This window comes from Campylobacter australis, assembly GCF_050586305.1.
Lineage (GTDB): Bacteria > Campylobacterota > Campylobacteria > Campylobacterales > Campylobacteraceae > Campylobacter_A.
In genome coordinates this window covers 279,581-305,471 of record NZ_JAXUAA010000001.1, presented here as the reverse complement: position 1 = coordinate 305,471, position 25,891 = coordinate 279,581, and the positions used below count along the sequence as shown (strand labels likewise).

The 25,891-nt window shown below is 36.6% G+C and carries 32 protein-coding genes; 4 read left to right on the top strand and 28 right to left on the bottom strand.

Going from position 1 to position 25,891, the window contains the following annotated elements:
• The 5 genes from U5B17_RS01585 to alaS are packed head-to-tail and all read right to left on the bottom strand — an operon-like array spanning nt 1 to nt 5,864.
• Nucleotides 1-324 (bottom strand): ComEA family DNA-binding protein, encoded by a 324-nt coding sequence (locus U5B17_RS01585; protein WP_430803613.1) that lies wholly within the window; start codon nt 322-324, stop codon nt 1-3.
• The gene (locus tag U5B17_RS01580) at nt 321-2,273 is read right to left on the bottom strand and encodes a transglycosylase domain-containing protein (protein ID WP_430803612.1); all 1,953 of its coding nucleotides are present in this window, start codon (nt 2,271-2,273) and stop codon (nt 321-323) included. Before U5B17_RS01580 ends, U5B17_RS01585 begins: the two co-directional genes overlap by 4 nt.
• Complete coding sequence (gene maf / locus U5B17_RS01575) at nt 2,270-2,815, bottom strand: septum formation inhibitor Maf (RefSeq protein ID WP_430803611.1); 546 nt, start codon at nt 2,813-2,815, stop codon at nt 2,270-2,272. The genes U5B17_RS01580 and maf overlap by 4 nt, the downstream gene beginning before the upstream one ends.
• Entirely contained in the window at nt 2,815-3,309 is a 495-nt protein-coding gene (locus tag U5B17_RS01570) for a hypothetical protein (RefSeq protein WP_430803610.1), read from the bottom strand. The genes maf and U5B17_RS01570 overlap by 1 nt, the downstream gene beginning before the upstream one ends.
• Nucleotides 3,309-5,864 carry an alanine--tRNA ligase gene (gene alaS, locus U5B17_RS01565; protein ID WP_430803609.1) on the bottom strand — a complete coding sequence of 852 codons (2,556 nt, stop codon included), beginning with the start codon at nt 5,862-5,864 and terminating at the stop codon, nt 3,309-3,311. Before alaS ends, U5B17_RS01570 begins: the two co-directional genes overlap by 1 nt.
• A 186-nt stretch (nt 5,865-6,050) precedes the next feature.
• Between alaS and U5B17_RS01560 the strand changes: the two genes are divergently transcribed.
• The 4 genes from U5B17_RS01560 (at nt 6,051) to U5B17_RS01545 (ending at nt 8,870) form a co-directional block, all read left to right on the top strand.
• Nucleotides 6,051-6,527, top strand: coding sequence for a glutathione peroxidase (locus U5B17_RS01560; RefSeq protein WP_430803855.1), 477 nt, complete (start codon nt 6,051-6,053; stop codon nt 6,525-6,527).
• A 61-nt stretch (nt 6,528-6,588) separates the two neighbouring features.
• Nucleotides 6,589-7,461, top strand: a complete 873-nt coding sequence (locus U5B17_RS01555; RefSeq protein ID WP_430803608.1) for a Gfo/Idh/MocA family oxidoreductase — start codon at nt 6,589-6,591, stop codon at nt 7,459-7,461.
• Nucleotides 7,458-8,390 carry a ferrochelatase gene (gene hemH, locus U5B17_RS01550; protein ID WP_430803607.1) on the top strand — a complete coding sequence of 311 codons (933 nt, stop codon included), beginning with the start codon at nt 7,458-7,460 and terminating at the stop codon, nt 8,388-8,390. The genes U5B17_RS01555 and hemH overlap by 4 nt, the downstream gene beginning before the upstream one ends.
• A 36-nt stretch (nt 8,391-8,426) precedes the next feature.
• Nucleotides 8,427-8,870, top strand: coding sequence for a hypothetical protein (locus U5B17_RS01545; protein WP_430803606.1), 444 nt, complete (start codon nt 8,427-8,429; stop codon nt 8,868-8,870).
• On the opposite strand, the gene U5B17_RS01540 is transcribed toward U5B17_RS01545, so the two are convergent.
• The 23 genes from U5B17_RS01540 to U5B17_RS01430 all read right to left on the bottom strand — a co-directional run bounded on the left by U5B17_RS01540 (nt 8,867) and on the right by U5B17_RS01430 (nt 25,891).
• Entirely contained in the window at nt 8,867-10,693 is a 1,827-nt protein-coding gene (locus U5B17_RS01540) for a peptidoglycan D,D-transpeptidase FtsI family protein (protein ID WP_430803605.1), read from the bottom strand. The two genes, U5B17_RS01545 and U5B17_RS01540, sit on opposite strands and share 4 nt — an antisense overlap.
• 6 nt (nt 10,694-10,699) lie before the next feature.
• Nucleotides 10,700-10,993: a flagellar hook-basal body complex protein FliE gene (gene fliE / locus U5B17_RS01535; protein WP_430803604.1), complete on the bottom strand. Its 294-nt coding sequence runs from the start codon at nt 10,991-10,993 to the stop codon at nt 10,700-10,702.
• Nucleotides 10,993-11,496, bottom strand: a complete 504-nt coding sequence (flgC, locus tag U5B17_RS01530) for a flagellar basal body rod protein FlgC (protein WP_430803603.1) — start codon at nt 11,494-11,496, stop codon at nt 10,993-10,995. The genes fliE and flgC overlap by 1 nt, the downstream gene beginning before the upstream one ends.
• A gap of 9 nt (nt 11,497-11,505) precedes the next feature.
• Nucleotides 11,506-11,940: a flagellar basal body rod protein FlgB gene (gene flgB, locus U5B17_RS01525; protein ID WP_230056136.1), complete on the bottom strand. Its 435-nt coding sequence runs from the start codon at nt 11,938-11,940 to the stop codon at nt 11,506-11,508.
• 49 nt (nt 11,941-11,989) lie between these two features.
• Entirely contained in the window at nt 11,990-12,595 is a 606-nt protein-coding gene (locus U5B17_RS01520; RefSeq protein WP_430803602.1) for a thioredoxin domain-containing protein, read from the bottom strand.
• A 21-nt stretch (nt 12,596-12,616) separates the two neighbouring features.
• Nucleotides 12,617-13,072: an SsrA-binding protein SmpB gene (smpB, locus tag U5B17_RS01515; RefSeq protein ID WP_430803601.1), complete on the bottom strand. Its 456-nt coding sequence runs from the start codon at nt 13,070-13,072 to the stop codon at nt 12,617-12,619.
• Nucleotides 13,073-13,079: 7 nt separating this feature from the next.
• A complete protein-coding gene (locus U5B17_RS01510; RefSeq protein WP_430803600.1) occupies nt 13,080-13,820 on the bottom strand; it encodes a 4-(cytidine 5'-diphospho)-2-C-methyl-D-erythritol kinase in 741 nt (246 codons plus the stop codon).
• Nucleotides 13,817-14,047, bottom strand: a complete 231-nt coding sequence (gene csrA / locus U5B17_RS01505) for a carbon storage regulator CsrA (RefSeq protein ID WP_230056132.1) — start codon at nt 14,045-14,047, stop codon at nt 13,817-13,819. Before csrA ends, U5B17_RS01510 begins: the two co-directional genes overlap by 4 nt.
• Nucleotides 14,041-14,859, bottom strand: a complete 819-nt coding sequence (gene truB, locus U5B17_RS01500; RefSeq protein ID WP_430803599.1) for a tRNA pseudouridine(55) synthase TruB — start codon at nt 14,857-14,859, stop codon at nt 14,041-14,043. The genes csrA and truB overlap by 7 nt, the downstream gene beginning before the upstream one ends.
• Before the next feature lie 22 nt (nt 14,860-14,881).
• Nucleotides 14,882-16,948 carry an ATP-dependent helicase gene (locus U5B17_RS01495; RefSeq protein WP_430803598.1) on the bottom strand — a complete coding sequence of 689 codons (2,067 nt, stop codon included), beginning with the start codon at nt 16,946-16,948 and terminating at the stop codon, nt 14,882-14,884.
• A gap of 147 nt (nt 16,949-17,095) precedes the next feature.
• Complete coding sequence (gene rplS / locus U5B17_RS01490) at nt 17,096-17,452, bottom strand: 50S ribosomal protein L19 (protein WP_230056129.1); 357 nt, start codon at nt 17,450-17,452, stop codon at nt 17,096-17,098.
• Between the two features lie 14 nt (nt 17,453-17,466).
• Nucleotides 17,467-18,150, bottom strand: coding sequence for a tRNA (guanosine(37)-N1)-methyltransferase TrmD (gene trmD / locus U5B17_RS01485; RefSeq protein WP_430803597.1), 684 nt, complete (start codon nt 18,148-18,150; stop codon nt 17,467-17,469).
• A complete protein-coding gene (gene rimM / locus U5B17_RS01480; protein ID WP_430803596.1) occupies nt 18,147-18,677 on the bottom strand; it encodes a ribosome maturation factor RimM in 531 nt (176 codons plus the stop codon). The genes trmD and rimM overlap by 4 nt, the downstream gene beginning before the upstream one ends.
• The gene (locus U5B17_RS01475; RefSeq protein WP_430803595.1) at nt 18,667-18,912 is read right to left on the bottom strand and encodes a KH domain-containing protein; all 246 of its coding nucleotides are present in this window, start codon (nt 18,910-18,912) and stop codon (nt 18,667-18,669) included. Before U5B17_RS01475 ends, rimM begins: the two co-directional genes overlap by 11 nt.
• Nucleotides 18,913-18,917: 5 nt before the next feature.
• Nucleotides 18,918-19,148, bottom strand: a complete 231-nt coding sequence (gene rpsP, locus U5B17_RS01470; protein ID WP_430803594.1) for a 30S ribosomal protein S16 — start codon at nt 19,146-19,148, stop codon at nt 18,918-18,920.
• 65 nt (nt 19,149-19,213) lie between these two features.
• Complete coding sequence (gene ffh / locus U5B17_RS01465; RefSeq protein ID WP_430803593.1) at nt 19,214-20,554, bottom strand: signal recognition particle protein; 1,341 nt, start codon at nt 20,552-20,554, stop codon at nt 19,214-19,216.
• A 65-nt stretch (nt 20,555-20,619) separates the two neighbouring features.
• Entirely contained in the window at nt 20,620-21,378 is a 759-nt protein-coding gene (locus U5B17_RS01460; protein ID WP_430803592.1) for an RluA family pseudouridine synthase, read from the bottom strand.
• Nucleotides 21,356-22,510, bottom strand: coding sequence for a lipid IV(A) 3-deoxy-D-manno-octulosonic acid transferase (gene waaA / locus U5B17_RS01455; RefSeq protein WP_430803591.1), 1,155 nt, complete (start codon nt 22,508-22,510; stop codon nt 21,356-21,358). Before waaA ends, U5B17_RS01460 begins: the two co-directional genes overlap by 23 nt.
• Before the next feature lie 12 nt (nt 22,511-22,522).
• Nucleotides 22,523-23,230: a zinc ribbon domain-containing protein gene (locus U5B17_RS01450; RefSeq protein ID WP_430803590.1), complete on the bottom strand. Its 708-nt coding sequence runs from the start codon at nt 23,228-23,230 to the stop codon at nt 22,523-22,525.
• 9 nt (nt 23,231-23,239) lie between these two features.
• Nucleotides 23,240-23,962 (bottom strand): Nif3-like dinuclear metal center hexameric protein, encoded by a 723-nt coding sequence (locus tag U5B17_RS01445; RefSeq protein ID WP_430803854.1) that lies wholly within the window; start codon nt 23,960-23,962, stop codon nt 23,240-23,242.
• Nucleotides 23,962-24,816 carry a glycine--tRNA ligase subunit alpha gene (gene glyQ, locus U5B17_RS01440; RefSeq protein ID WP_430803589.1) on the bottom strand — a complete coding sequence of 285 codons (855 nt, stop codon included), beginning with the start codon at nt 24,814-24,816 and terminating at the stop codon, nt 23,962-23,964. Before glyQ ends, U5B17_RS01445 begins: the two co-directional genes overlap by 1 nt.
• 213 nt (nt 24,817-25,029) lie before the next feature.
• Complete coding sequence (locus U5B17_RS01435; RefSeq protein WP_430803588.1) at nt 25,030-25,440, bottom strand: hypothetical protein; 411 nt, start codon at nt 25,438-25,440, stop codon at nt 25,030-25,032.
• Nucleotides 25,421-25,891 (bottom strand): DUF3972 domain-containing protein, encoded by a 471-nt coding sequence (locus U5B17_RS01430; protein WP_430803587.1) that lies wholly within the window; start codon nt 25,889-25,891, stop codon nt 25,421-25,423. Before U5B17_RS01430 ends, U5B17_RS01435 begins: the two co-directional genes overlap by 20 nt.

Here is a 25,891-nt window from a genome sequence, read left to right as displayed (position 1 = left end):
TTAACTCTTTTTTGAATACTTTTTAGATTTTAGCTTTTTATCGCTCTTCGTATCTTTTTTAGGCGACCTTTTTGACACTTTTTTACTGACAACTGCTACTTTATCTATTATCTTATTTGCCTTTTCGTTACTTAATCCACGCACCTTAAAAAGCTCATTAGTACTAGTAAATTTTCTTACTTTTCGATATTTTATGACATTTAATGCTTCAGTTTTACTGAGTCCAAGTGACATTAACTCTTTACTGCTTGCTGTATTTAAATCTAACGCAAGAGAGTAAGCTGTTAAAAATGCAGTTAAGGCTAAAATTTTAAAGATTTTCAAAATATCATCTCCTCATTTACATCGCCATCACCTTGTGGCACATCTGACATATCAACTGGAATTTCAGGCATCATACTCTTTGGCAAAGGTGAGTCATTTGTATAAAACTCATCTTTACCTTCAAAATTTGCCTTAAAAACACCATCAGGCTGTATAAAATTTCGTCTTAAATTTGGATACTGCTTTGCATAAAGTTGCATAAAATGCTTAAACACAGGTGCTGCTGTCCTACCACCGCCTTCAACCTTTTTCATCGGAGTGTTATCATCATTTCCATACCATATGACAGCCTGAACATCTGGGCTATATCCAGCAAACCACGCATCTATGTTGTTGTTTGTCGTACCAGTTTTGCCAGCTATTTGTATGCCAGATGTTTTAGCGTTTTTACCGGTGCCGTTTTCTACAACATTTTGCATAAGTGTAGTCATCAAAAACGCCTGCTCAGGCTTTGTTACTTGATAGCGATTTGGCTCAAATTTTATAAAATGGCCAAATCTATTTTCTACACTTTTTATAAGAGTTGGTTCAACAACTTCACCCTCATTTGGAAACATAGAGTAAGCTTTAGCAAACTCAACAAGAGAGATACCAAAGCTGCCAAGAGCGATAGATAAATTTTCAGGAATTCCATTAAAGCCCATGCGTTCAAGTTCGTTTTTAACTCTACTTAAACCAAGATCGCTTAGCATGTTGATGGTAGCTAAATTTCGTGACTTTGTAAGAGCTTCTTTGATACTTATAAACCCACTAAAGCCGCCACCATAGTTTTTTGGTGTCCATTCTTCACCATTTCCCATGCTAAAGCTCCTTGCTATATCAGCAATCTGAGAGACTACAGAGTAACCACTATCAAGAGCTATTTGATAGATAAATGGCTTAAAGCTAGAGCCTGGCTGGCGGCGACTTTGGGTAGCGCGGTTATAGTTGCTCTTTGTATAATCGACTCCGCCAACAAGTGCAAGTATCTCGCCAGTTTGTGGGCGAGTGACGACTATTGCGCCATTTAGCACATTTGCATTTGCCTTTTTATCGCGCTTTAAAATTTCTTTATAACCAAACACAAGTGAGTCGTTTGCTATCTTTTGCACATCAAGATCAACCGTACTTACAATCTTATATCCACCAGTTTTTATATCATCGACTCTTTTTGAAAGCTCTTTTATAATCTCATCAACCACATAAGGAGCCTTGTTACGACTTAGAGTGTCATCAAAAACAGCTGGCTCTTCAAGCATGCTTTTTCTATACTCATCCTCATTTATCCAACCTATATTATACATACGCTCAAGCACTCTGTTTGCGCGCCCCAAAGATAGATCAAGGTGCTTTGTCGGATCATATGAGCTTGGTGCTTTTGGCAAGCCAACAAGTATTGCCATCTCTTTTAAGCTTAGCTGATCAAGCTCTTTTCGAAAATATCCTTGCGCGGCAGTTTTAACACCGTAATATCCGTGCCCAAAATAGACATGATTTAAATACCGCTCTATAACTTCCTCTTTTGTGAGTTCGTTATCAATTTTTATAGCCAAAACTATCTCTTTTAGCTTTCGCATTATCTTTTTTTCACTTGAAAGGGCTAAATTTTTTACAAGTTGCTGAGTTAATGTACTTGCCCCCTCAACAAATTTACCAGCCTTAATGTCTTTTATAAGTGCCCGCATAATAGCCTCGGCATTTATTCCACCATGCTCAAAATAGCTCGTATCCTCGATCGCCACAAGGGCCTCTATGAGCCTAGCTGGGATATTATCGTACGCTACATATACGCGGTTTTCCTCAAAGACATTTGCTATAAGTTCGTTGTTTGTATCATAAATTTGAGTGGCAAGTTTTGGTTTATAATCAATCACATCAAACGCATCAAAACGAACATGCGAATAAATATAGACAAATCCGCCAGCAAGCACAGCACAACCCAAAAAAAATAGAGTCAAAATATATCTCATAAAAATGCCTTTAAAATTTCTACATTTAGTCCGCGAGCGGTGCTTGTATTACCTACCTGAGAGATGATATAACGCTTATTAAACCCTTCAACCATCATGGCTCCAGCCTTATCCATGCAAAGCCCACTGGCGATATAGTTATCAACTTCAGTTTCATCAAATTTTGCAAACTTATAAGTCGTACAGCTTACATTTATAAGCTCAAATTTTTTAGAATAAAATATCATACCAGTAACGACACTAGCGCTATTTTCACTCTGTATATCAAGTAATCTTCTTGCATCATCTTTATCTTTTGGTTTTCCTAAAATTTTGCCATCACACACAACGCAACTATCAGCAAAAAGCACATCAAAAATATCTGCATAAGCATTTAAAAACTGCTTCTTTTTAGAATTTACAACAGCTAAAACATAGGCACTTGGGCTTAAATCTTTAGCATCCAAACTCTCATCATAATCAAACGAAATCTGCCTAAAATCAATGCTGGCTTCAGTTAAAATTTTTGCTCTAGTTTGCGAACTTGATGCAAGAACTATCACTAAAAACACCTATACGCAACGCCAAGATAGACAGTGCCAATACAAATAACAACACTAAAAGGCATAAAATATTTTAAGATAATTATCAAATTTTCATGTGCTTCTATCATATCTCCAGCATTTAATGCCTTTAAACTCTTTAAGCGAACAAAACCGATATAAACGGTATTTACAAGTATTAACCCAGACAAAAAATGCTTTGTTGCAAGTATAGCATTTGCCATTGGGTCAGCACTTTTTATAGTGTCTGTGTTACCTAGCATAAAGCCTGTAATAAAGACAACAATAATAAGAAAGACACTTACATAACCAAAAAATTTTATAGCCCTTAATATCTCTTCATAGAGTTTTCGCTCCAAAAATTCCTTCATAAAAAAGCGAAATATCACCCAGAAGCTAGCCTGAATCCCCATCAAAAGAGCGACCGCCACCATGTGCAAAAATGGTATAAAATGTCCGAGCCTAGCAAATGCTATATTGTAACCTGGTTCCATTACGCTAGTTTTTCTTTTGCAAACTCAATTGCTGATTTGATAGCGTTTTCTATTTCAAGCACATTTGATCCGCCAGCCGTGGCAAAATCATCCTTACCGCCGCCATTTCCGCCTAGAATTTGTGCTGCCATCTTTACCCACTCGCTAGCTTTTATTGCGGTATTTTTCACCCCAGCTGCAAGTGAAATTTTGCCATTTTCTCCCACTTGCATTAGCATTATGGCGGCTTTTTCGTGCTGATTTTTAAACTCATCGATCATCGTTTTAATATCGCCAGTATCGATCGCAGCTACACAAAGCTTGGTTTCATTTATCGTTAAAAACGCAAGAGCATGGGAATTTCCAGCGTTTTTGGCTTTTTCTTTTAGTGATTTTATCTCATCTTTTAGCTTTTTTATCGCCACAAGCGGCTCTATACTTTTTAGTTCGGTTTTTATCTCGTCAAGCTCAGAGCGTAAATTTTTAGCATACGCTAACGCAGAGCTTGAGCAAATCGCCTCAATTCGCCTAACACCAGCACTTACACCGCTCTCTTTGATGATAAAAAACGAGCCGATTTCGTTGATATTTTTCACATGCGTTCCGCCACAAAGCTCCTTGCTAACATCGCCAAAGCTCAAAACACGGACATTTTCATCATATTTCTCGCCAAAAAGTGCGATCGCACCGCTGTTTTTAGCATCATCAATGCCCATTATCTCAGTCTTTGCCACTGCTCCGTTTGCGATAGCGTTATTTACAAAGCTTTCGATTTTATCGAGTTCTTCGGCGCTCACGGCTTTTGGATGAGAAAAGTCAAATCGTAACTTCGTCGCTTCTACGCTAGATCCAGCTTGAGCTACATGTGTGCCTAAAATTTTCCTTAAAGCCGAGTGTAAAAGGTGCGTTGCACTATGATGACGAGCGATCTCGCTTCGCTCATTGCTTACTTTTACGCTTACTTCATCGCCTACTTTTAGCTCTTTATATGTTTCAATAAATGATAAATTTAGCCCGTGAAATTTCTGTGTATCTAAGATATGAGCTATGCCCACGATCTCGCCGCTGTCGCCACACTGACCACCACTTTGTGCATAAAACGGCGTTTTATCAAGCATTATCCAGCCACGCTCGTTTGTTTTTAGGCTTTGTGTTCTTTTATATTCGCTATCAAGTAAGGCTAAAATTTTACTTTTACTCTCTAAGCTTTCGTAGCCGATAAATTCATTCTCGCCGCATTCTTCTAAAAGCTCTTTAAAATCGCCCTTTGCACTCTTGTCCCCGCTACCTTTCCAAGCAGCCTTTGCACGAGCCTTTTGCTCTGCCATCAGCTCATCAAATCTAGCTTCATCGACCTTTAAGCCCTTATCCCTTAGCATATCAGCCGTTAGATCAAGCGGAAAGCCATAAGTATCGTAAAGTTTAAACGCCACTTCACCGCTAAATACGCCCTTTGTCTTTGCTAGTTCGTCATTAAACAGCTCAAGTCCGCTCGCGATAGTAGCAAAAAACCTCTCCTCTTCAAGCCTTATCTGCTCTTTTACGCTTTGTTGTTTTTCAGCTAGATAGGTGTAGTGTGAGCCCATTTGAGCGACTACAACATCTACAAGCTTATGCATAAACGGCTCTTTTATGCCAAGCAGATATCCATGCCTTACCGCACGGCGTAAAATACGGCGAAGCACATATCCACGCCCCTCTTTGTCAAAATTTACACCCTGAGCTAGTAAAAATGTAACAGAGCGGATATGATCGCTTATCACGCGGTAACTCGCCCCACTCTCATACTCATACTTCTTACCGCAAAGCTTAGCCACTGCGTCAATGTAAGGCATAAAAAGATCACTATCGTAGTTGCTAAACTTGCCTTGCATTATCGCACTAACCCTCTCAAGCCCCATACCAGTATCAATACTTGGCTTTGGAAGCGGACTCATAGTGCCATCCTCGCTTCTTTCAAACTGCATAAAGACTAAGTTCCAGATCTCCAAAAAGCGGTCCCCATCTCCGCCCATATAATCTTCACTCGTGTTAAAATGCTCCGCGCCCTGATCGTAAAATATCTCGCTACACGGACCACACGGACCAGTATCGCCCATCTGCCAGAAGTTATCTTTATCGCCAAATTTATAAATTCTCTCTCTTCCAATGTGCTTTTGCCATATCTCATAAGCCTCATCATCGTTTTCATGCACGGTTACATAAAGGCGGTCTTTTGGCAGTTTTAGCACCTCAGTCACAAACTCCCAAGCGTAAGCTATCGCGTCCGTTTTAAAATACTCGCCAAAGCTGAAATTTCCAAGCATTTCAAAAAATGTATGATGGCGTGCAGTGTAGCCGACATTATCAAGGTCGTTGTGCTTTCCGCCAGCTCTTATGCAGGTCTGACAGCTAGTGCGAATAGGTGGCGTTGAGCGTGGGACTTCGCCTGTAAAAATGCTCTTAAACGGCACCATTCCAGCGTTTGTAAAAAGAAGTGTCGCATCGTTTGGCACGAGCGGAGCTGAGGCTATGACCTCGTGTCCTTTGTTTTTAAAAAAATCTAAATAAGCTTGTCTAACATCAAAATTTGCCATTGTGTTTCCTATTTTTAGTTTAAAATGCTAGATTTTAGCGAAAATTTGTTTTTAATTTTATAAAACTGGTGCTATAATGATAAAAATCATGAAATGGAGCAAAAAAATGGAAATTTACAACTTTAAAGTTAGGACAATAAACGGCGCAGACAAGTATCTAAGTGATTATAAGGGCAAGGTTTACTAATCGTAAATACCGCTAGCCTTTGTGGCTTTACTCCGCAATATGACGAACTGCAGATGCTTTATAGTAAGTTTAAGAACAGAGGGCTTTGTATACTTGGCTTTCCTTGCAATCAATTCATGGATCAAGAGCCAGATAGCGATGCTGAAATTTTAGACAAATGTGAGCTAAATTTTGGCATAAAATTTGATATGTTTTCTAAGTGCGATGTTAGGGGTGAAAATGCCATACCACTATTTAAGTACCTTACGAGCAAACAGCCATTTAAGGGGCTAGATCCAAACCATCCACTTACATCTGCAGTCGTTGAGCTTATAAAGCAGTATTATCCAGAGCTTTTAAAGCCCGGAAACAACGAAGTAAAATGGAATTTCACAAAATTTATAGTTGATCAAAATGGCAATGTAGTAGCGCGTTTTGAACCTACTGCGCCCATGAAAGAAATAGTATCATTTGTTGAAAAACTACTTAAAAACTAATATTTAGCTTTTTAAAAGATTTTTGTAAATATAATACTAGCAAAATTCTCAAAGGAGCGTGATGAAACCACGAGTTGGCATCGTTGGCTATAATACTGGCGGAAAAGCACACTATAGCGAGCTTCGGCGCTCTGATAAATTTGAGGTTTGCGGTGTGTTTGAAAGCGATAGCGTGGATGAGTATTGCCGTGCTGAAATTTACACAAATTTTAAAATTTTTATCGAAAATACTGCTCCAAACGCCATAATCATTAGCCTTGAAGAAAAAGATGTTTTTGAAGCTTTTTGTGAGTGTGTAAAATATTGCAAAAACATTCTTTTATGTTTGCCTATTTGCAAAAGCATGGATGAGCTTGCACAGATGAAATATCTAGCTCACAAACACGATGTAAGGGTAGCACTGTGCTTTAGCTCAAGATTTAACCCCACTATATTTTCGCTATTAAAAGAGCTTAAAAAAGAGGAAGAAGTTTATAGTATTGAAATTTTTCACTCCACTCTTGGCAGAGATCTAAATATCATAAATGAGTTGCTTTTAAAAGATATTGATATCGCAAAAATCATCGCAGCAAGCGATATAGTAGAGCTAAATTCATCTTTTACAAATAGAGAAAACTCAAAAAGCTCTGACAATGCAACCATAAAAATCAAATTTAAAAATCAAATTTTAACAAACATCACAAGCTCTTTAACTGGCTCGCTGGATAGGTATTTTGTAAATGTCCATGCAAGAAGCGGACTTTACTTTTGCGATCTTTTAAACAACAAACTTTATAAGCAAAATAATGAGGGTCAGATAAATTTAAAAGTAAATGCCGAAACCAGCGAACTAAGAATGCTTTATGATGAGTTTTTTGACCTTATACAAGCTGGTGGCAGCGACAAACTAGCCCTTCTTGATGATGCAATAAAAATAAAAGGACTTTTGGCTTGAAACTTATTTTACTACTAAATATGGGCGGAGCAAATAGCCTTGATGATGTGGAAATTTTTCTTAAAAATATGTTTAATGATCCATGCATTTTGGGGATAAAAAATAATTTTTTTAGAAAAATTTTAGCTAGCTTTATAGTAAAAATGAGACTTCGACCAGCACAAGAAAACTATAAACAAATAGGTGGCAAGTCGCCGATTGGCGAGCTGACCAAAAGTCTTTGCAATAAACTAAACTCACTAGCACAAAGTGATGTAAAATTTGAATATGCAATGAACTATACCGCGCCTTTTTGCAAAGATGTGTTGGCTAGATACACTAATGTTGATGAGATTATCGTATTTGCACTATATCCTCATCACTCCATAACAACGATAACATCAAGTTTAAAAGACTTTTATAAAGCATATAATGAGCTAAATTTAAAAGCGAAAGTGCGTGAAATTTCTGAGTTTTATGAGTGCAATGAATATAATGAGCTTATCATAAATGACATAAAACAAAAGATAGCAAATGCGCAAGCAAGTGAAATTTCTTTGATATTTTCGGCACACTCTTTACCACAAAAAACTATAGATAGAGGCGATAAATACGAGAAACATATAAATGAGCATGTTAAAATTTTAACTTCAATGCTTAGCAAAAAAGATATAAATTTTAAAGAGATAAAGCTAGCCTATCAGTCACGGTTAGGACCTGTAAAGTGGTTAGAGCCAAATTTAAGTGATGTTTTAAAAAATTTACAGAACAAAAAAGCACTCATCTATCCTCTGTCATTTTGTGTGGATAACTCAGAGACCGTTTTTGAGCTTGATATAGAGTATAGACATATCGCAAAAGAGCTAAATTTTGATTTTTATGAAGTTTGTAAATGCCCAAATGATAGTGATGGGTTTGTAAATTTTATACAAAATCAAATAAAGGAATAGTTTTTGCTTGCCCTTTAAAAAATAAAGGAGAGCAAGATGAAAATTACTGAAAATTCTCAACTTTTAAATACACTTTCAAATGATAAAAGGGTCGCAAAAAGTAGCGACTTTGGCGATATTTTAAGCTCAAACATTAAAATTCTTCAAAGCAAACAAGAGACGCAAGAGAGTATAGATAAATTCAAAAAAGATCTTACAAAATACGGAGCCTACGCATTTTTAGCAAAACTTAATGAAGAAAAGATAGAAGAAAAAGTTGCAAAGAAAAAAGCTGAGCTTATAGAAACTTTTGGGCTAAATGACCCAGCCAAGGCTAAGCAAAAAGAGCAAATAACAAAACTCATACAAGATATGCTAGCAGAATACAAAAAAGAGCTTATGCTAAAAAATCAAAGTAATACACTTCTTGAAAGATCCCAAAATTTATCAGGCAGCAAACAAATGGGCATAACATTAGCATCGCTACTTTCTGGGATCTAATCCCTAACTATGCCGTCATCTTTATTTTTTGTGTCCTTTGAGACTGAGTATTCTGTTGGACTTGGTATTAAGTAACCTTCTCTTACAAGTAGCTCAACAGCCTCTCTAAAAGCTGGCAAGGCACTAAGCGAACCAAAGTGATAATATGGTCTTTTAGGCTCTCTAGTCAAAACTCCTATCGTGTAGCTGTGTCCATGAGTATCATTTACAAAGCCAAAAAATGAGCCATTATAAAGCCTAGCGTAACCGCCACGAGAAGCTATGTGTGCCGTGCCAGTCTTTCCGCCTATCTCAAGACCTGGGATATATGCTCGCTTTCCAGTACCGCCCTCAACCACACGCACCAAAACGCGTTTCATTTGCTTGACAACTTCAGGCGAAAGTATCTCTTGCTTTGATACTGTCGGAGAAATTTCTCCACTTCTGCCATTTCGCTCAAAATATTCGCCAAACATCGGAGTTATCAAATTTCCTTTATTATTAAAGACATTATAAGCTTTCATCATCTGCATAAATGTTGCGCTCATACCATAACCATAACTAACAGTAGCTTTATAAGTTTCTGAGTCTAGCTTATTTGCAGTCGGAAGTATGCCAACTTGTTCATAAGGCATATCTATACCAGTTTTTTGAGAAAATCCAAATTTTGTTAGTCCGTTATAAAACTCAATGCCGCTGAGTCGCTTTGAAAGCATTATCATACCGATATTTGAGCTTTTTGCTATAACATCTTCAGCACTCATCCTTAGCTCAGCTTTCGTGTCTCTAATGATCCTACCTTTTAGCTCATATCTACCGTTAAAAGTTTCAATCATCTCACCAAGCCCTCTTATCTTATTTTCATTAAGTAAGATAGCAAAGACAAACGGCTTTATAACTGAACCAACCTCATAAGCATACTCGGTAGCAGTAGAATTTAATGCTCTATAATCACCCTTTGTGATATTTGCAGGATCATATCTTGAGCTTGAAGCAAGGGCTAAAAATTTACCTGTACTACTTTCCATAACGCCGATTAATATCTCTGTTGCATCAAGATACTCACGCTTTTGATCGGCTATCTTTTCAAGCATGCTTTGAAATTTTAGTGAAACGCTAATATGCAAATTTAGCCCATCCACACGATTTGCTATATTTGACTCGCTGGTTAAAACGATATTATTTTTAACATCTCTTGGACCTAAAAGTTTGGCGTCTTGAACGGGAGCTAGATACTCATCATAACTCTTTTCAAGCCCTTTTACACCTGAACGCCTAGTCTTTTTATTATCCTCTTGCTTTCTTGAGTAGCCTATAACTGGAGTTAAAACCTGCCCAGTAATATACGACCGGTTTTGCCCGCTCTCTACCACATCAAGACGGTTTAGCCTCATATTTCCATTTCCAACATCATAAGCGATAAAAACATTTTTACTTGAAAGCTTACGACTAAGCTCTTTTAGGTATATCGCATCTTTTGCATCTACAGCATTTGAAAGCTGGACATAGCCCTTTTTTTCATTTAAAATTTTACGTATCTCTTTTTGGTCTTGATCTGTATAAAGAGAATAAAGCTTGATAAAAAGTTCCTTTTTTTCAGGGTCGATGCTACGCGTATCTATCATAACCTTATAAAGTTTTTGACTAAATGCGACACTAAAACCATCTTTTGTGATGATGGAGCCCCTAATAGCTGTGTTTTCCTCACTAGTAACCAACTTTGGAAATTTCCTATCTGTCACAACACGAAAAACCATCACAGCTGAAAAAAGTAAAATTCCAAGCAAGATAAGTATAAAAATGATAGTTATCTTAGCTTGTCTTGGATTTGTTGAATTTGACATAAATGGTTAAATTTGCGTTCTTGAGATCTCTTTATATGCGCTTATAGCTTTGTTGCGTATTTCAAGCATAAGCTTCATGCTAGTCTCAGCTTTGCCAATGGCAAGCGCAGCTTGATGGAGGTCTTTAACTTCACCGGTAGCAAGATCAGCAATAACCTTATCGGCATTTTCTTGAACCTGATTTAGCTCCCTTAAAGAGTTATCAAGTATGCTTGCAAAATCATTTGAAGCAGAGCTCTTTTGAGCTTTTTCAATGCTACCGATAGAGCCTATTTTGCCTATTTTGCCTATTTCCGTCATTATGATTGTCCTCCGATTAGTTGTATCGCGCTTTGAGCGATACTTTTTGCACTTTGAAAGGCAGCGACATTTGCCTGATATGCCCTAGTAGCTTCAATAAGATTACTCATCTCGATAACTGGATTAACATTTGGATATGCTACATAGCCGTCAGCATTTGCGTCTGGATGGCTTGGATCATATTTTAAGATAAAATCCTTATCATTCCTGACAATTTTATCAACTACAACACCCATTACAGGAGGGAAAGCATTTTGTGGGGCATCTGGATCATCGATAGGATTTTGATATTCAGCCAAATTTGAACGCTCTTTAAGTTCTTTATTTAAAATTTTATTAAAATCAAATGCTTTAAAAACTACATCTTGACGGCGATAAGGTCCGCCCTCAGCTGTACGCGCAGTGTTTGCATTTGCGATATTTGCACTAATTACATTCATTCTAAAACGCTGAGCGCTTAGTCCGTACCCGCTTATATCAAAGTCGCTTAAGTATGTTCTCACTATTTTTCCTTACATCTTAGAGCTAGCTTCTATCACGCTTTTATAGATAGAACTGCTTCTTTTATATGCGTTATCAAGCGCGCTTAGTGCTGTATAATTTTTACTAAGCTCACTTGTTTCAACATCAAGATCAACGCTATTTGCGTCATTTCTAGCTGTATGCCCATCGCGGATAAATATGCTATTTAAGTCAGCTCTTGGAAAGTCAAGTGCAGCAAAATGCGCATCATCTGTTTGAGCTAATTTAAGGGTTTTTGCTTCGGATTTTTTAAAAATTTCATCAGCCTTTTGTCTAAGGGCTGATTCAAAATTTATATCCCTTGCCTTATAAAATGGTGTATCGATATTTGCTATATTGCCAGATATAAGCTTTTGACGCATCTCTCGTGCCGCCATCGCTTCAGCCATTAATGGTGATGCTTTCCAAGGTTGCAAAACAAACATCATAACTCCTTAAATTTTCTACTTTTTGTAAGCAAAATTTGTTCCAAAACTACTTCATCTCGTAAATTTTTTGCAAATCACTCTTCATATTTGGCATTTTAATACCACCAAGATAGTATTTTACCCCAAATGCGCCACTATCTACATCTGTTAAATTTTGATACTCTCCATTTTTTAACACAACCTTAAATGGAAGTGCTATCTCTCGCTGATAGCCAATGTCTAAGACTATCTGCTCAGCCAAGCGGTCATTTATCTTTTGATCATTTGTGATATAGTAAAAGGCATTGTATTTTTGCATAAAATCGCTAACAACATATTCATCTGTCACATTTTCAAAATGCGTCAGACCTATAATCATAAAATTTTCAATATTATCAAGCTGATATTGCATTATCTCGTGTGCCTCTTTTTGGCACGGAGGACAAAATGTGCCAAAAATATCAAGCATAAGTACCTTACCCTCATCGCCTTTTATCACAAAGCCTTTTTCTTTGCGAATCAAAGTCACGGGCTTGCCATTTACACTTTTTAGTGCTATTTCTTCGCCTGTTTTAAATGGCTCAAATTTCACTCTGCCAACAGTTTGCTTTCCATCATCGCCACACCCCGCTATAAAAAGCAAAGCAAAAAATGTAAGTAAAAATTTTCTCATAAATTTCCTTTGTATATAAATTTAAAAACGATCTTTCATAGCAGCTCTTGCTTCAAGATCGGCTTGTTTGCGCTTTAGAGCCTCACGCTTGTCGTGCAAATTTTTACCCTTTGCAAGTGCCACACGAGCTTTTATGATATTTTTATCATTTAGATAAAGAGAGAGGGCAACCATAGTTAAACCATCGCGAGTTACCGAACCAAAAAGTCTATCTATTTGCTTTCTGTGCATCAATAACTTACGAGGAGCTCGCTCATCTGGACGAAAACTAGCATGAGTAGTCTCAAGGTGTCCTATATGGGCATTTAACAAAAACATCTCGCCCTTTGTTATGCGAACAAAGCTATCTTTTAAATTTGCCCTACCTGCACGCAAAGCCTTTACTTCGCTACCTTTTAAAACTACGCCCGCCTCAAAAGTCTCTAAAATTTCAAAGTCATGTAAAGCTTTTTTGTTTTTTGCTATATCTTTTATCATTTTACCTCTATTTTAAGAAAAACAGGCTGCTTCCGCTACCGCTTAAAAACATATCTTTATACTCTTGCATATCTTTATAAAGCGTAAAACAAGGCATATAAAGATCGTTTAGCTCATAGTTTTTGAAATTTTTAAGTAGATCAAAACTACTTATATCAAGCATAGATCTTGCTTGTTTAACATTTATATTTTGCATAAAATTTTTTCTAAACTCAGCATAAACAGCTGGTGTAGAACAAAAAATTTCTGGTGTAAAAATACAAATTTCAGGCACATTATCATCTATCTCATGTATTACTTCGCCTATACCACTAACATTTGCAGCGCCTACTTGGCTTATAAAAAAAGGAACATCAGCCCCTATCTTTGAGCCTATTTGCATAAGTTTTTGTGTTGAAATTTTAAGATTTAAACTCTCGTTTGCAAGAAGTAAAAATGTAGCAGCGTTTGAGCTTCCTCCACCAAGTCCAGCCCCCATAGGTATACGCTTTTTAAGCTCGATCTTATGGTTTTTAAAAAACTCGTTAAGCTCATTTTTAAACCCAGCATTTTCAAGCTCAAGCTTTGCTTTTAGAATGATGTTGTCTTTTATTTGAGAATCTGTATCGATACTAAACCCATCAGATGAAACGAAATTTAACTCATCAAAAAGTGCGTCATATCTAACAAATCTTGACAAAATCTCATGATAATCGCCACGAGTTCCAATAATTTTTAAAAAAATATTAAGCTTTGCGTAACTTTTCATTTCTTAAATTTTGACGATAGTTCAGCCAAGCTCTCATTTGAAACGGCTGCGGTTGCTTGTGTATTTTTCTCTTTTATCTCTTTTGCAAGCTCGCTTCTAAGGATCATCATATTTTTTGGTGCCTCTATGCCAAGCTTTACAACACCCTTGTTTATGCCAACAACTATGATCTTAACATCATTTCCTAGCAATATCTCTTCATTTTCTTTTCTTGATAATATTAACATATCTCAACCTTATTTAAACAATATTTTACTTCATCATCAATCTCAATAATGCTCATAAATTTATCGTATTTTAGCAAATATTTCCCTTTTTCTTGCTTTTTAAATTTTAAAAGATCAAGCTTTTTTCCATCAAGTAACTCAGAAATTTCTCCAAAGTACTCATTTTTTTCTAAATCTAGAATTTTATCTGGTTCTAAAAATCGCTCATTCTCATAAACAAACCTGCCTTCACTTATGCGTTTTAGTGCAGTTAAAGTTGCATCAAAACCAAGTTTTTTAGCAAAAATTTCAGCATAAGAACGCACATATCCGCCCTCACTTAATGAAATTTTAAATGTTAAAAACGGATGACAATAATGCAAAATTTCCATCTCAAAAACCTGCATAACTTGCCTTTTAAGCTCAAAATCTACGCCGCGCTTTGCAAGATTATAAGCGCGCTCACCATTGATATTTTTAGCACTGTATCTAGGTGGCACAAACGAAACTTCGCCAAGCAAACTTTTACGAACTATATCAAGCGAGCTTGGTGCAAAGGGTAAAATTTTCTGCACGCTAGTAATATTTTTATTATCAAGGCTGGCGCTGCTAGCTCCAAGCCACATGGTTGCCTTATAAGTTTTTGGCGACTTATCAAGAAACTGAAAAAGCCTTGTGAAATTTCCAAAAGCCACTATAAGCGCGCCACTTGCAAACGGATCAAGAGTGCCAGAATAGCCTGCCTTTTTTACGCCGTATTTGCGCTTTAGGTGACTTAGAAATTGATTTGAGCTGAGTCCAGATGGTTTGTTTGCAACAAATATAGCATTCATCTATCTTGCTTTGTAAAATTTATCATACGGCTCTTTCGACAAAGCTTGACATTATCTCACGCACACTACCACCAAAATTTATCGTGAGTTTAAACTCTTTTTTTATCTTAGTAACCGCCGTAACTCTGCCGATACCAAAAATTTTATGCTTTACCAAATCGCCCTTTTTATACTCATTACTTTGCTCTATCACAAGCGAGCCTTGAGTGATACCGCTTTCACTTAAAAAGCGACTTTTATTTAGTCTAGCTCTTGCGCCTTTGTGAAAACGAGAATTTGCAAAGCTTAAAGTAAGGTCACGCTTTGCACGAGTTATAGCTACATAAGCAAGTCTGCGCTCCTCTTCTATATCGCTACCATCGCCAATAAGAGGAAAAAAGCCCTCCTCAAGACCTATCACAAAAAGGTGCTCAAATTCAAGACCTTTGCTCGCATGAACGCTCATGATACTAATCATCTCATCACTGATGCCATCTTGCTCACTAGTTAATGTAAGTTCATTTAAAAACTCTTCCAAGTTAAAAGATGGGTTTTGCCTCACTTGATCTTTTAGCATAGCGTAAAATTCATCGATGTTTGCCACGCGCTCTGTTCCATCAGGTAAAGCTTGATAGTACTTTTTGATACCAAAAGAGCTCTCCATATCATCTATGAGTTCATATAAATTTTCGCTACTTTGTAACTCTTTTAAATTTTTGGCAAATTCTATAAGTGCTGTTTTTATCTTTTTGCCAAAGGCTTCATCTCGTTCATCTATAGCTAAAATCGCATCAAAAACCGAAGTCTTAGCCTCAAATGCTATCTTTTCAAGCTTTTCTAAACTAACCTTGCCAAGCCCGCGCTTTGGGCGATTTATAATGCGTCTGATAGAAAAATCATCATGCTCGTTAGTCACAAGCCTAAGATAGGCTATGACATCCTTTATCTCGGCACGCTCGTAAAATTTCACGCCACCCACCATCTTGTAAGGAATTTTCTCTTTATTTAGTCCATCTTCAAGTGAGCGAGAAAGGGCATTTATACGATAAAGTATCGCTATATCGGCGGCTTTTGCGCCACTTGCAAGCAACTCTTTTATCGCCTTTGCTATCTTTGCTGCCTCAAGTTGTTCATCAAGACTTTCCATCAAAACTATCTCACTAGCATCGCCTTTGACACTAATTAAATTTTTACCCAAACGCCCGCGGTTGTGATCTATGAGCTCATTTGCTGCTTTTAAAATTTGCGAACTTGAGCGGTAGTTTTGCTCTAGGCGAATAACTTTTGTATCCTTAAACTGATCTTTAAAATTTAGTATATTTTCAACCCTAGCACCACGCCAACCATATATGCTCTGATCATCATCTCCAACTACACAGATGTTTTCGTGAGCTACGCAGAGTTTGCGTAGTAGCTTATACTGCAAGTCGTTTGTATCTTGGTATTCATCAACCATAATGTAGCGGTATCGATTTGAAATCTCTTGTGCCAAATTTGCATCAGCGTCTAAAATTTTATACGCAAGCACCAGCAGATCATCAAAATCCACCAAGTTGTTTGAGATTAAGTACTCTTCATATTTTTTGTATATTAAAGCTACTTTTTGACTGTATTCGCTTGAATTTACTGAAATATTGGTGCTAAAATTTAAAAAGTTAGCTGCATCTTTTGGCTCTACTAGCATATTTTTTAAATTTGAAATTTCATTTGAAAGAACTGATGTTTGGATAGGACTTTCAAAACTTTTTATGATACGCTTTTTATCATCTGTATCTATAATAATAAAGTTATTTTTGCGATCCAAACGATTAATATAAAATTTTAAAAACAGCAGCCCAAATTTATGGAATGTACAAAGTAGCGGTGCGTGGATTTTTGAGCCAAGCATTGCTAAGGCTCTGTTTCTCATCTCATTTGCGGCTTTATTTGTAAATGTAAGCGTCAAAGTGTTAACTGGATCAATGCCCACTTCTCCGATAAGATAAGCAAGGCGAGTTGTGATAGTTTTTGTCTTTCCGCTACCAGCACCAGCAAGTATCAGCATAGCACCATCTATGTGCGTTGCAGCCTCTCGCTGAGCGTCATTTAATTCATCTAGTAAATTTTTCATCTTTATCTTTTTATATAAATTTATATATAGATTTTATCTAAAAATAGTTTAAAAATGCGTAAATCAGGAAATGGGGTAGAAATTTTAAATTTTTGAGTTATTTAGAAGTAGAGAAAGTCGCCATTTAGGCGACTTAGAATGGATATATTATTTTCTTAGCTCGCGAATTTTAGCAGCTTTACCGCGTAAGTTGCGTAGGTAAAATAATTTAGCACGGCGAACACGGCCTTTTCTAAGAACAACGATCTCTTCAATGCTTTCACTATAAATAGGGAAAATTCTTTCTACTCCAACACTATTTGCACCGATTTTTCTTATAATGAAAGTCTCGCCAACACCAGTTCCGCGTCTAGCTATGCAAACACCTTCAAAGTTTTGAACTCTAGTCTTATCACCCTCTTTAATGCGAATAGCTACACGCAATGTGTCACCCGCACGAAATTCAGGAACTGTCTTTTGTGCTATTTGAGCATTCTCAAATGCTTCAATGTATTTATTTCTCATAGTTTTTCCTTAAATTATGTCAAGTTTTTGTATAAATCAGGTCGGAAGAACATTGTTTTACAGTGTGCCATCCTATTTTTTAAAGACTGGATTTTACCATGATTTCCCTTTAAAAAGTCTGAAACCAAAAAATTACCTTCAAAAGAGTCTGGCTTTGTAAAAGATGGAGCCTCAAGCATACCAAGCTCAAAACTCTCAATATCCAAACTGTCTCTATTTCCAAGTACTCCATCTATATTTCTTGCTATCGCATCACTGAGGCAAAGGGCTCCAAGCTCACCACCCGTTAAGATAAAATCACCAATACAAAAAAGCTCATCAGCCCACTTTTCTATCACACGCTCATCTATACCCTCATATCTCCCACAAACAAAACAGATGTGCTGTTTTTTTGAAAGCCTTTTGGCATCATTTTGTGTAAATTTTTTACCAACAGGAGTTAAAAAAACTATATGGACACTACTATCATTTTGCTTCAAATTTGAAAGTGCATCATTAAGTGGCTGTGGCATCATCAAAAGCCCAGCACCACCCCCAACCATGTACTCATCAACTTTTAGATGTTTACTGGTAGTAAAATCTCTGGGATTTATAAAATTTGCCGATATTTTTTTGTTATTTACTGCTTTTTTAAGTATAGAAGCACTGAAGTATGAAGAGATAAGCTCTGGGAAAAGGGTAATAAAACTAAAATTCATGAACTTTCAAGCAGAGCTTTTGCATTTATGGCTAAAATTTCTTTACTTTGCAAATCAATACTTTTAACAAAATTATCAATATATGGTAAGTAAAAACTTTTTGCAAAACCATTTTGAGTGAGTTTTTCATCTGTTTTAACAAGAAGCAAGCTATCTTTTGATACTTGTTCTATATCATCTACAACACCTAAAATTTCGTTATTTTCCACTACTTTTAAGCCAATAATATCAAAATAAAAGTATTCGTCTTTTTTAAGCTTACAATCTTTGCGTGTCTGCTCTATAGTTGTATAAAGCATTCGGTTTGTAAGCTCTTTTGCAAGTTCAACACTCTCAAAGTCTTCAAACAGCACTTCGCCACGAACTTTATTATAGTGTTTTATTACAAGCTGGGTGCCGCTTTTATCAAAAAATTTTGCGCCCTTTTTGAATTGTTCAGGGAAATCGCTGCGATTATGAAGCTTGACATATCCCTTTAAGCCAACACTCTTACCAAGCTGCGCAACCTCTAAAATATCACTCTTCAAGTGCTTTTACCGTTACTCGGTAACTTGTTGCATCTTTTGCTTTAAAGCCAATTATTACAGTTTTTATGGCATTTATCATTTTGCCATCTTTGCCGATAAGTTTTCCAGTATCAACCTTATCAGCATAGACAATTATCTCAGCAAAATTTTCACCAAGCTCCACACGCTCAACTTTTATCTTATCTGGAAAATCAGCTATAAGCTTAGCGTATTCGTATAAAAAATTTTCAACCATAAAGATTATTTGCTTGTTATTTTAGCTACTCTGTCGCTTAGTTTTGCGCCTACGCTCTTCCAGTACGCAAGTCTTTCAGTATCAAATTTTACAACTTCTGGTTCAACCATTGGGTTATAGTATCCAATGCTTTCTATCCAACCACTATCGCGTCTTTTTCTACTATCTGTTACAACTATACGATAAAATGGTCTTTTTTTGCGTCCCATTCTTGTTAGTCTTACTACGGTTGCCATTATATTTCTCCTTAAAATTTTTTAATAATGCTTAAATTTAGGCACAAAATGCACAAATTTAAACCTTATCTAGGCCTATTCATATTTGCTTGACTTAGCATATTTGCAAGTCCTTTAGCCCCACCTTTGCCAGAAAATTTCTTAGCAAGCTTTGAGGCATTTTCAAACTGCTTTAAAAAGCGATTAACTTCCATTTGACTAAGTCCAGCGCCAGCTGCCAGACGACGCTTACGAGAGTTATTTAATAAGTCAGGATTTTCACGCTCTTTTTGTGTCATTGAGTTTATAAGAGCCTTAATGTGTAAAATTTCCTTTGAGTTATCAAGGTCGATGTCTTTTATCTGATTTGCCACATTTGACATCCCTGGTATCATACCGATGAGTGATTTCATCGAGCCAAGCTTTTTTACACTCTCCATTTGCTCCAAAAAGTCATTAAAGTTAAACTGACCTTTTTTTATCTTTTGATTTAGTCTTTTTGCTTCTTTTTCATCTATAATAGAGCTAGTCTTTTCAACTAAAGTTGCAAGGTCACCCTCGCCCATTATGCGACTTACAATACGATCAGGTATAAACGCTTCAAGATCGGCAACCTTTTCACCATTGCCAACAAATCTTAGTGGAATTCCAAGCTGTTTTGCGATGCTTATAGCCACACCACCTTTGCTGTCTGAGTCAAATTTCGAAAGGATAACACCACTTATCTTAAGTGCTTCGTTAAATGCTGCGGCACTTCGCACACCATCTTGTCCGCTCATCGCATCAGCAACATAGAAAATTTCATGCGGATTAAGCTCAGATTTCACATCTTTTAGCTCATTCATTAAAGTTTCATCTATCGCAAGGCGTCCTGCGGTATCCACCAAAAGCACATCATAAAGTCCATCTTTTGCCTTTTTTAGGGCAAATTTTGCAACATTTAAAGGATTTTTTTCATTTTCTATAAAAAACAGATCTATATCATTTGCTTCACAAAGTTGTCTAAGTTGTTCAACTGCCGCCAAACGCTGTAAGTCACACGCTGCAACAAGAACTTTTTTCTTTTTTAGCTTAAGATAATTTGCAAGTTTTATAGTACTCGTGGTCTTTCCGGAACCCTGCAAGCCAGACATAAGTACCACTGTTGGCGCGACTGGCGCATAAACAAAGCCTTGATTGCCAGGAGCGGTTAAAATTTCAGTCAAATTTGCCTTTATAGCATCTAAAAACTGCTTTTGACCGACACCACTTTGCTTTAGATCAAACTCTATTTTTTCTAATAATTCTTTGGTAACCTTATGATAAACATCAGCTTTTAAAAGCGCCTTTTTTAGCACATCTAAAGCATTTTTAAGTGCCTTTTCATCATCAACAAAACGGATTTTGCTAACTGCTAATCTAAAAGACTCGCTAATTTGTTCAAACACAATTTTACCTTTCTTAAAATTTACTATAAAGCGCGTATTTTACTAAATTTTTTCTTTATTGCTCTTTAAATCTCAAATTTTCTTGAAATTTCAAAACCAAAATCACTAAACTCACTAGGCAAATCCGCACGGAATTTATACCCCAAAAATTCTACCAAATAGCTATGCAAATACATTCTGTTTGCTCGATTTTTACCATACTTTTCATCTCCTACGATGGGATGGTTAAAAGCTGCTAGATGCACGCGAATTTGATGAGTTCTGCCAGTGTCTATGGCTACTTTTACAAGCGATTTTTTACCAACAACCATAAGTGGAGCAACATGACTGATCGCCTCTTTACCATTTTTTGAAATTTTTGAGTAGGCTCCACCTTTAGTTTTTAGCGTTAAAATAGGCTCATTTATCGTTATTTCCTCACTTGCTATACCTTTAACTATTGCTAAATAGACCTTTTTAACGCGCATTTTTTTAAACTCTTCAATTGCAGCTTTTTGAAATTCATAATTTTTTACCAACATCAAAACACCACTTGTATCTTTATCAAGTCTGTGCAAGAGTGGAAATTTATACATTTGGCTTATTTTTTCGCTAGTTATAAAAGCTGGTTTATTAATCACTAAAAGATTTTCATCCTCAAGGATAACATTTGGTTTTGGCTGTTTTTGCACCAAAAATTTAGTAGTATCACTCATTAAACCACGAGCTATCAATACTTTTTGACCTTTAGCAAAAACAAGTCCATCGTCTATTAGCGCCTTTGCTTCGTTGTTTGAAATGTTTTCTTGAAGTGCAAGTAGTTTATAAGCTTTTTCCTGCGCCACAGCCTCTCCTTATCTCATCGATTATTATATTTACATCGCCTTTTTGGGCGATCTGGCAAATTTCTAGCTCACTTTTTAATAAACTATCAACTTCGCTTGCATCTACATTATAAACGCCTTTTAAAAGAGCAAACAAGCTTTTTTGGTTAAATATATGCTTCCCACTAATTATAGCATTTTTAAACTGTGCTGCTTCAATCGGATTATGTCCTCCAACATTTGGCACAAAACTACCACCAAGAACTACTATATCACTAACAGCATACAAATTTACAAGCTCTCCAAGCGTATCAAGCAAGATCACATCAGCTTTTAAATCTTGATTTTCGCTAAATTTCTCAAAGCTCTTTTTATGTTTTTGCGCCCAAGTTTTTGCAAGCCCTCCAACTACACTAAAACGCTCTGGATGGCGTGGTGCGATTATAAATTTGTCATTTTGCGATGGCAAAATACTATCAAGTAAAATTTTCTCCTCACCCTCGTGTGTGCTAGCTAGGACGATCATTCTCTCTTTTGGTTTGGTAAAATTTCTGCTTGGCTGAGTCAAAAATGCTGATTTTATATTGCCATTTACGATTATATTTTTTGCACCAAGCTTAGCTAGTCGCTCTTTGTCAAGCTCGCTTTGAGCATAAACAACATCAATAAAGCTAAAAATTTTTCTATAAAAAAATGCAAATTTTAAATACCTTGCATAGCTTCGATCCGAAATTCTCGCATTCACAAGCAAAATTTTTACACCCTTTGCTTTGGCAACTGCAACTAGCATCAGCCACAGTTCTGCTTCAAATATTACTAAAACCTTAGCTGGTTTTAGCCAAAATGGTAAGAAAATTTCAAATGGCAAAAAGCGAGTATTGGCAGAAATTTTACTTGCCGCATCAAAGCCAGTGTTTGTAACAACACTAATAGCCTTATCTTCAAACATTTGCATAATGGGCTTTAAAGCTTGAATTTCACCAAAACTACATGCATGAAAATGAATCTGAGCCTCTTTAAAACTTGGATTTTTAAAAAGAAAAAATCTTGCAGGGATAGAGTGTTTGTATTTACTTTTAAAACTAAAAATAAGTAAAAAAATAGCCCCAAAGATCCAAACTATCAGGGCTAAAATGTAGTAAATCACAACCACGAGGGCAGAGTCTTAAGCGTTTTCTTTATATAAAATTCTACCACAATGCGGACATGTAACGATATCATCGCCATGCACAACAGCTGCAAAAGTCTTATCATTTATCTGCATAAAACAGCCATAACAAGCTTGTTTTTTAACAGGAACAACAGCTGTATTGCGTGCCCATTTACGAATTTTTTCATAAAATGTAAGAATTTTTTGGTTCATTTCGCCAACAAGTTTTGTTTTTTTATTATAAACCTCTTCACGCTCTTTTTCTATCGCTTCAAGCTCACTTGAAATTTCATTTTGAATCTGTGTTTGTTTTTCGCTAAGTTCGGCTTGTTTTTCGCTAAGTTCGGTTTTGCTAGCTGCTTTGTTTTCGATAATTTTTTCAAGTCTTGCTATCTCTTCGTTTGCCGCTTCAAGTTGCTCTCTTGCTATCTCTTCTTCCAAATTTAAAGCTTTAACTTCTTTTTCACTCTTTGCCGATCCGCTTTTTTTAGCAACATCTTTTATCTTTGCCGAAAACTCAGCAATATGGGCATCTGTTAATGACTTTTGGTTTTTCATCTCTTTTATGTCTGTATCAAGTTGCTCAATCTTTGCGTTAATCTCATCAAGCTCATCTTGAACGGCTTTAAAAGATTTTTGTACGCTCTCAATGCGTGGAGTAAATGCGTCGATCTCTTTATCAAATTTTGACAGCTCAACGACTTGTTGTAGATATTTATTCATAAATTTTCCTTAATAATGCGTGAATGGATTTTTAAAATCGCTTATTATAACTTCTATTTTAAAATTTTGCAAATATTTTGCCAAAGATGCCCCAAAATACCGCTCGCTCTCATAATGTCCGATATCTATTAAATTTAGTAAATTTTCCTTTGCTTCAAGAGCTTGATGATATTTTAGATCGCCAGTTAAAAAGGCGTCGGCCTTAACTAAATTTATCATATCCCCACCACTGCCAGTGCAAACTGCTATGCGTTTTACTCGCTCTTTTGCCCTTACACAGCGTAAAATTTCTAAGTTCATTTTTGCTTTTACAAACTTTACTAGTTCATCAAAGCTCATATCAACATCAGTGTAAGCCAAAAACTCATCTTTTTGCGTGATTTTAAGTCCTAAAACTTCACTTACAAAATACTCATTTAGCACGGCTTTATCGTAGTTTGTGTGAGCTGCAATTAAGCTTATATTTTTTTTAATCATTAAATTTATAAGATTGCTTGGGTAGCGAGTAAAATCAAGCGACTTTAAGCCCTTAAAAATTAGCGGATGATGTGCGATGATAAGTGAGTTTGGCATGGCATTTTGCAAAAACTCACTATCAATATCAAGTGCAAGATAAATACGCTCAATCTCATCATCAAATGAGCCCACCAAAAGCCCGCTATTATCCCAGCTCTCTTGACTTGCAAACGCAGCTATCTCGTCTAAAAATTTATAAATTTCACCAATTTTTATCATTTTTCTTGACTTTTTAAATAGGTCATCGCACACGACTTGGCAAGTTCGCGAATTTTTAGGATGTAGTCTTGACGCTGTGTTACGCTAATCGCCCCACGCGCATCAAGGACATTAAAAGTGTGAGCCGCAAGCATACAATAATCATACGCAGGTAGTGAAATCTCAGTCTCTAAGCAGCGTTTGCACTCATTAAATGCATTTTCAAACTGAGCAAAAAGCATATTTACATCAGCCACTTCAAAATTGTATTTGCTCCACTCAAACTCGCCTTGTTTATGCACATCGCCGTAGGTTACAACTCCGTTTTTATCATCCCAAACGATGTCATAAACGCTATCAATATCTTGCAAATACATAGCAAGTCGCTCCAAACCATAAGTGATCTCGCCACTTATTAGCTCACACGCTATACCACCAACTTGCTGAAAATAGGTAAATTGTGTCACTTCCATGCCATCTAGCCAGACCTCCCATCCAAGCCCCCAAGCACCCAAAGTTGGGCTTTCCCAGTTATCTTCGACAAAGCGAATGTCGTGCTTTTTAAGATCAAGTCCAAGCCGCTCTAAGCTTTTTAGATAAAGCTCTTGGATATTTTCTGGACTTGGTTTGATTAAAACTTGAAATTGATAATACGCACCCAAGCGGTTTGGATTCTCGCCATATCTGCCATCAGTTGGGCGGCGAGAAGGTGCAACATAGGCAGTCGCCCATGGCTTAGATCCAAGACTTCGTAAAAATGTCGCTTGATGGTAAGTCCCTGCACCAGCTGGCATATCGTAAGGCTGAACTATCACGCAACCTTGCTCGCGCCAGTAATTTTGTAGGGTTAAAATAATCTCTGAAAATGTCATCTTTTTCCTTTTTGGCTTTTTGCGAGTATCTTAAAAGAACTTGAAATTTACGCCACAGACCATAAGTCTAGCATTTTATCTCATCACAACTTCTAAATTCTTGCAATAATTTGCCCTATTTTTAATTTAAATTTACTAGACCATCTGTCTAGCATTGGTTTTATTTAAGAAATTTAAATTTTGCCTTGCCTAACCAGCAATTTATCTCAAACTCTAAATTTTATAAATATAATTTGCCACGCCCACACGCAAGCAATCATCAAAATTCTCAGGCTTTGCTCCGCCGTAAATGCTTTGAATAATTAGCCCTTTGTCATAAATTTCATTAAAACTAATCTGAAAGCCACTTCCAGCCCACTCATTGCCCATATTTTCTATAGCAGCTATCTTTAATCCCTCAAACTGAGCTATCATTGGCATTCTTCTAAGCTCCAAATCAAGCGTGATAGGATCAGTACTTGGGATAAATTCTACACTCTCGCCACCTTTTTTGCCGACGACCACAAACCAATCGCCACCGATTTGTAAAAATACCTGATTTATCTCATCGCTAACGGCTTGGACAAACGAGCTTTCAAGCTCTTTACCGTATAAATTTACCAAACTAGCCATTGAAATTTTCAACCGCCTTGTTCCACATTAATTTATATTTTCGTTTTAAAAACTCAATCTCTTCTTGCGAATGCTTAAGCTGTGCCGTTAGTGTATCTATAGTCTTTCGGTCTTCATCGTAAAGCTCTTGCATCGAGTAAAGTGCCTCTTTTAAAAATTTATTCTCATTGCGTAAAACATCAAGCGTTTCATCCTTGGCATCAAGCACCTTTTCATGCAAATTTAATATCGTACCGATCGTTTTTTCAACGAAGCTCTCGCCCACGACTGCGTTCATATTTACGCTTAGATCGCTGCTTGTGGTTGGCACAACACTCATCGTGCCTTGACTGGCTTCGATTAAAATTTCGCCGTCCTCTTCGATCTTGGTATTTAGCACGCCACGATCGATCATGCCCTCGATCACTTCTCGTTCTAAATGCACCAACTTGCAAAACTCATCAATCTTTAAAAAAGTCTGCAT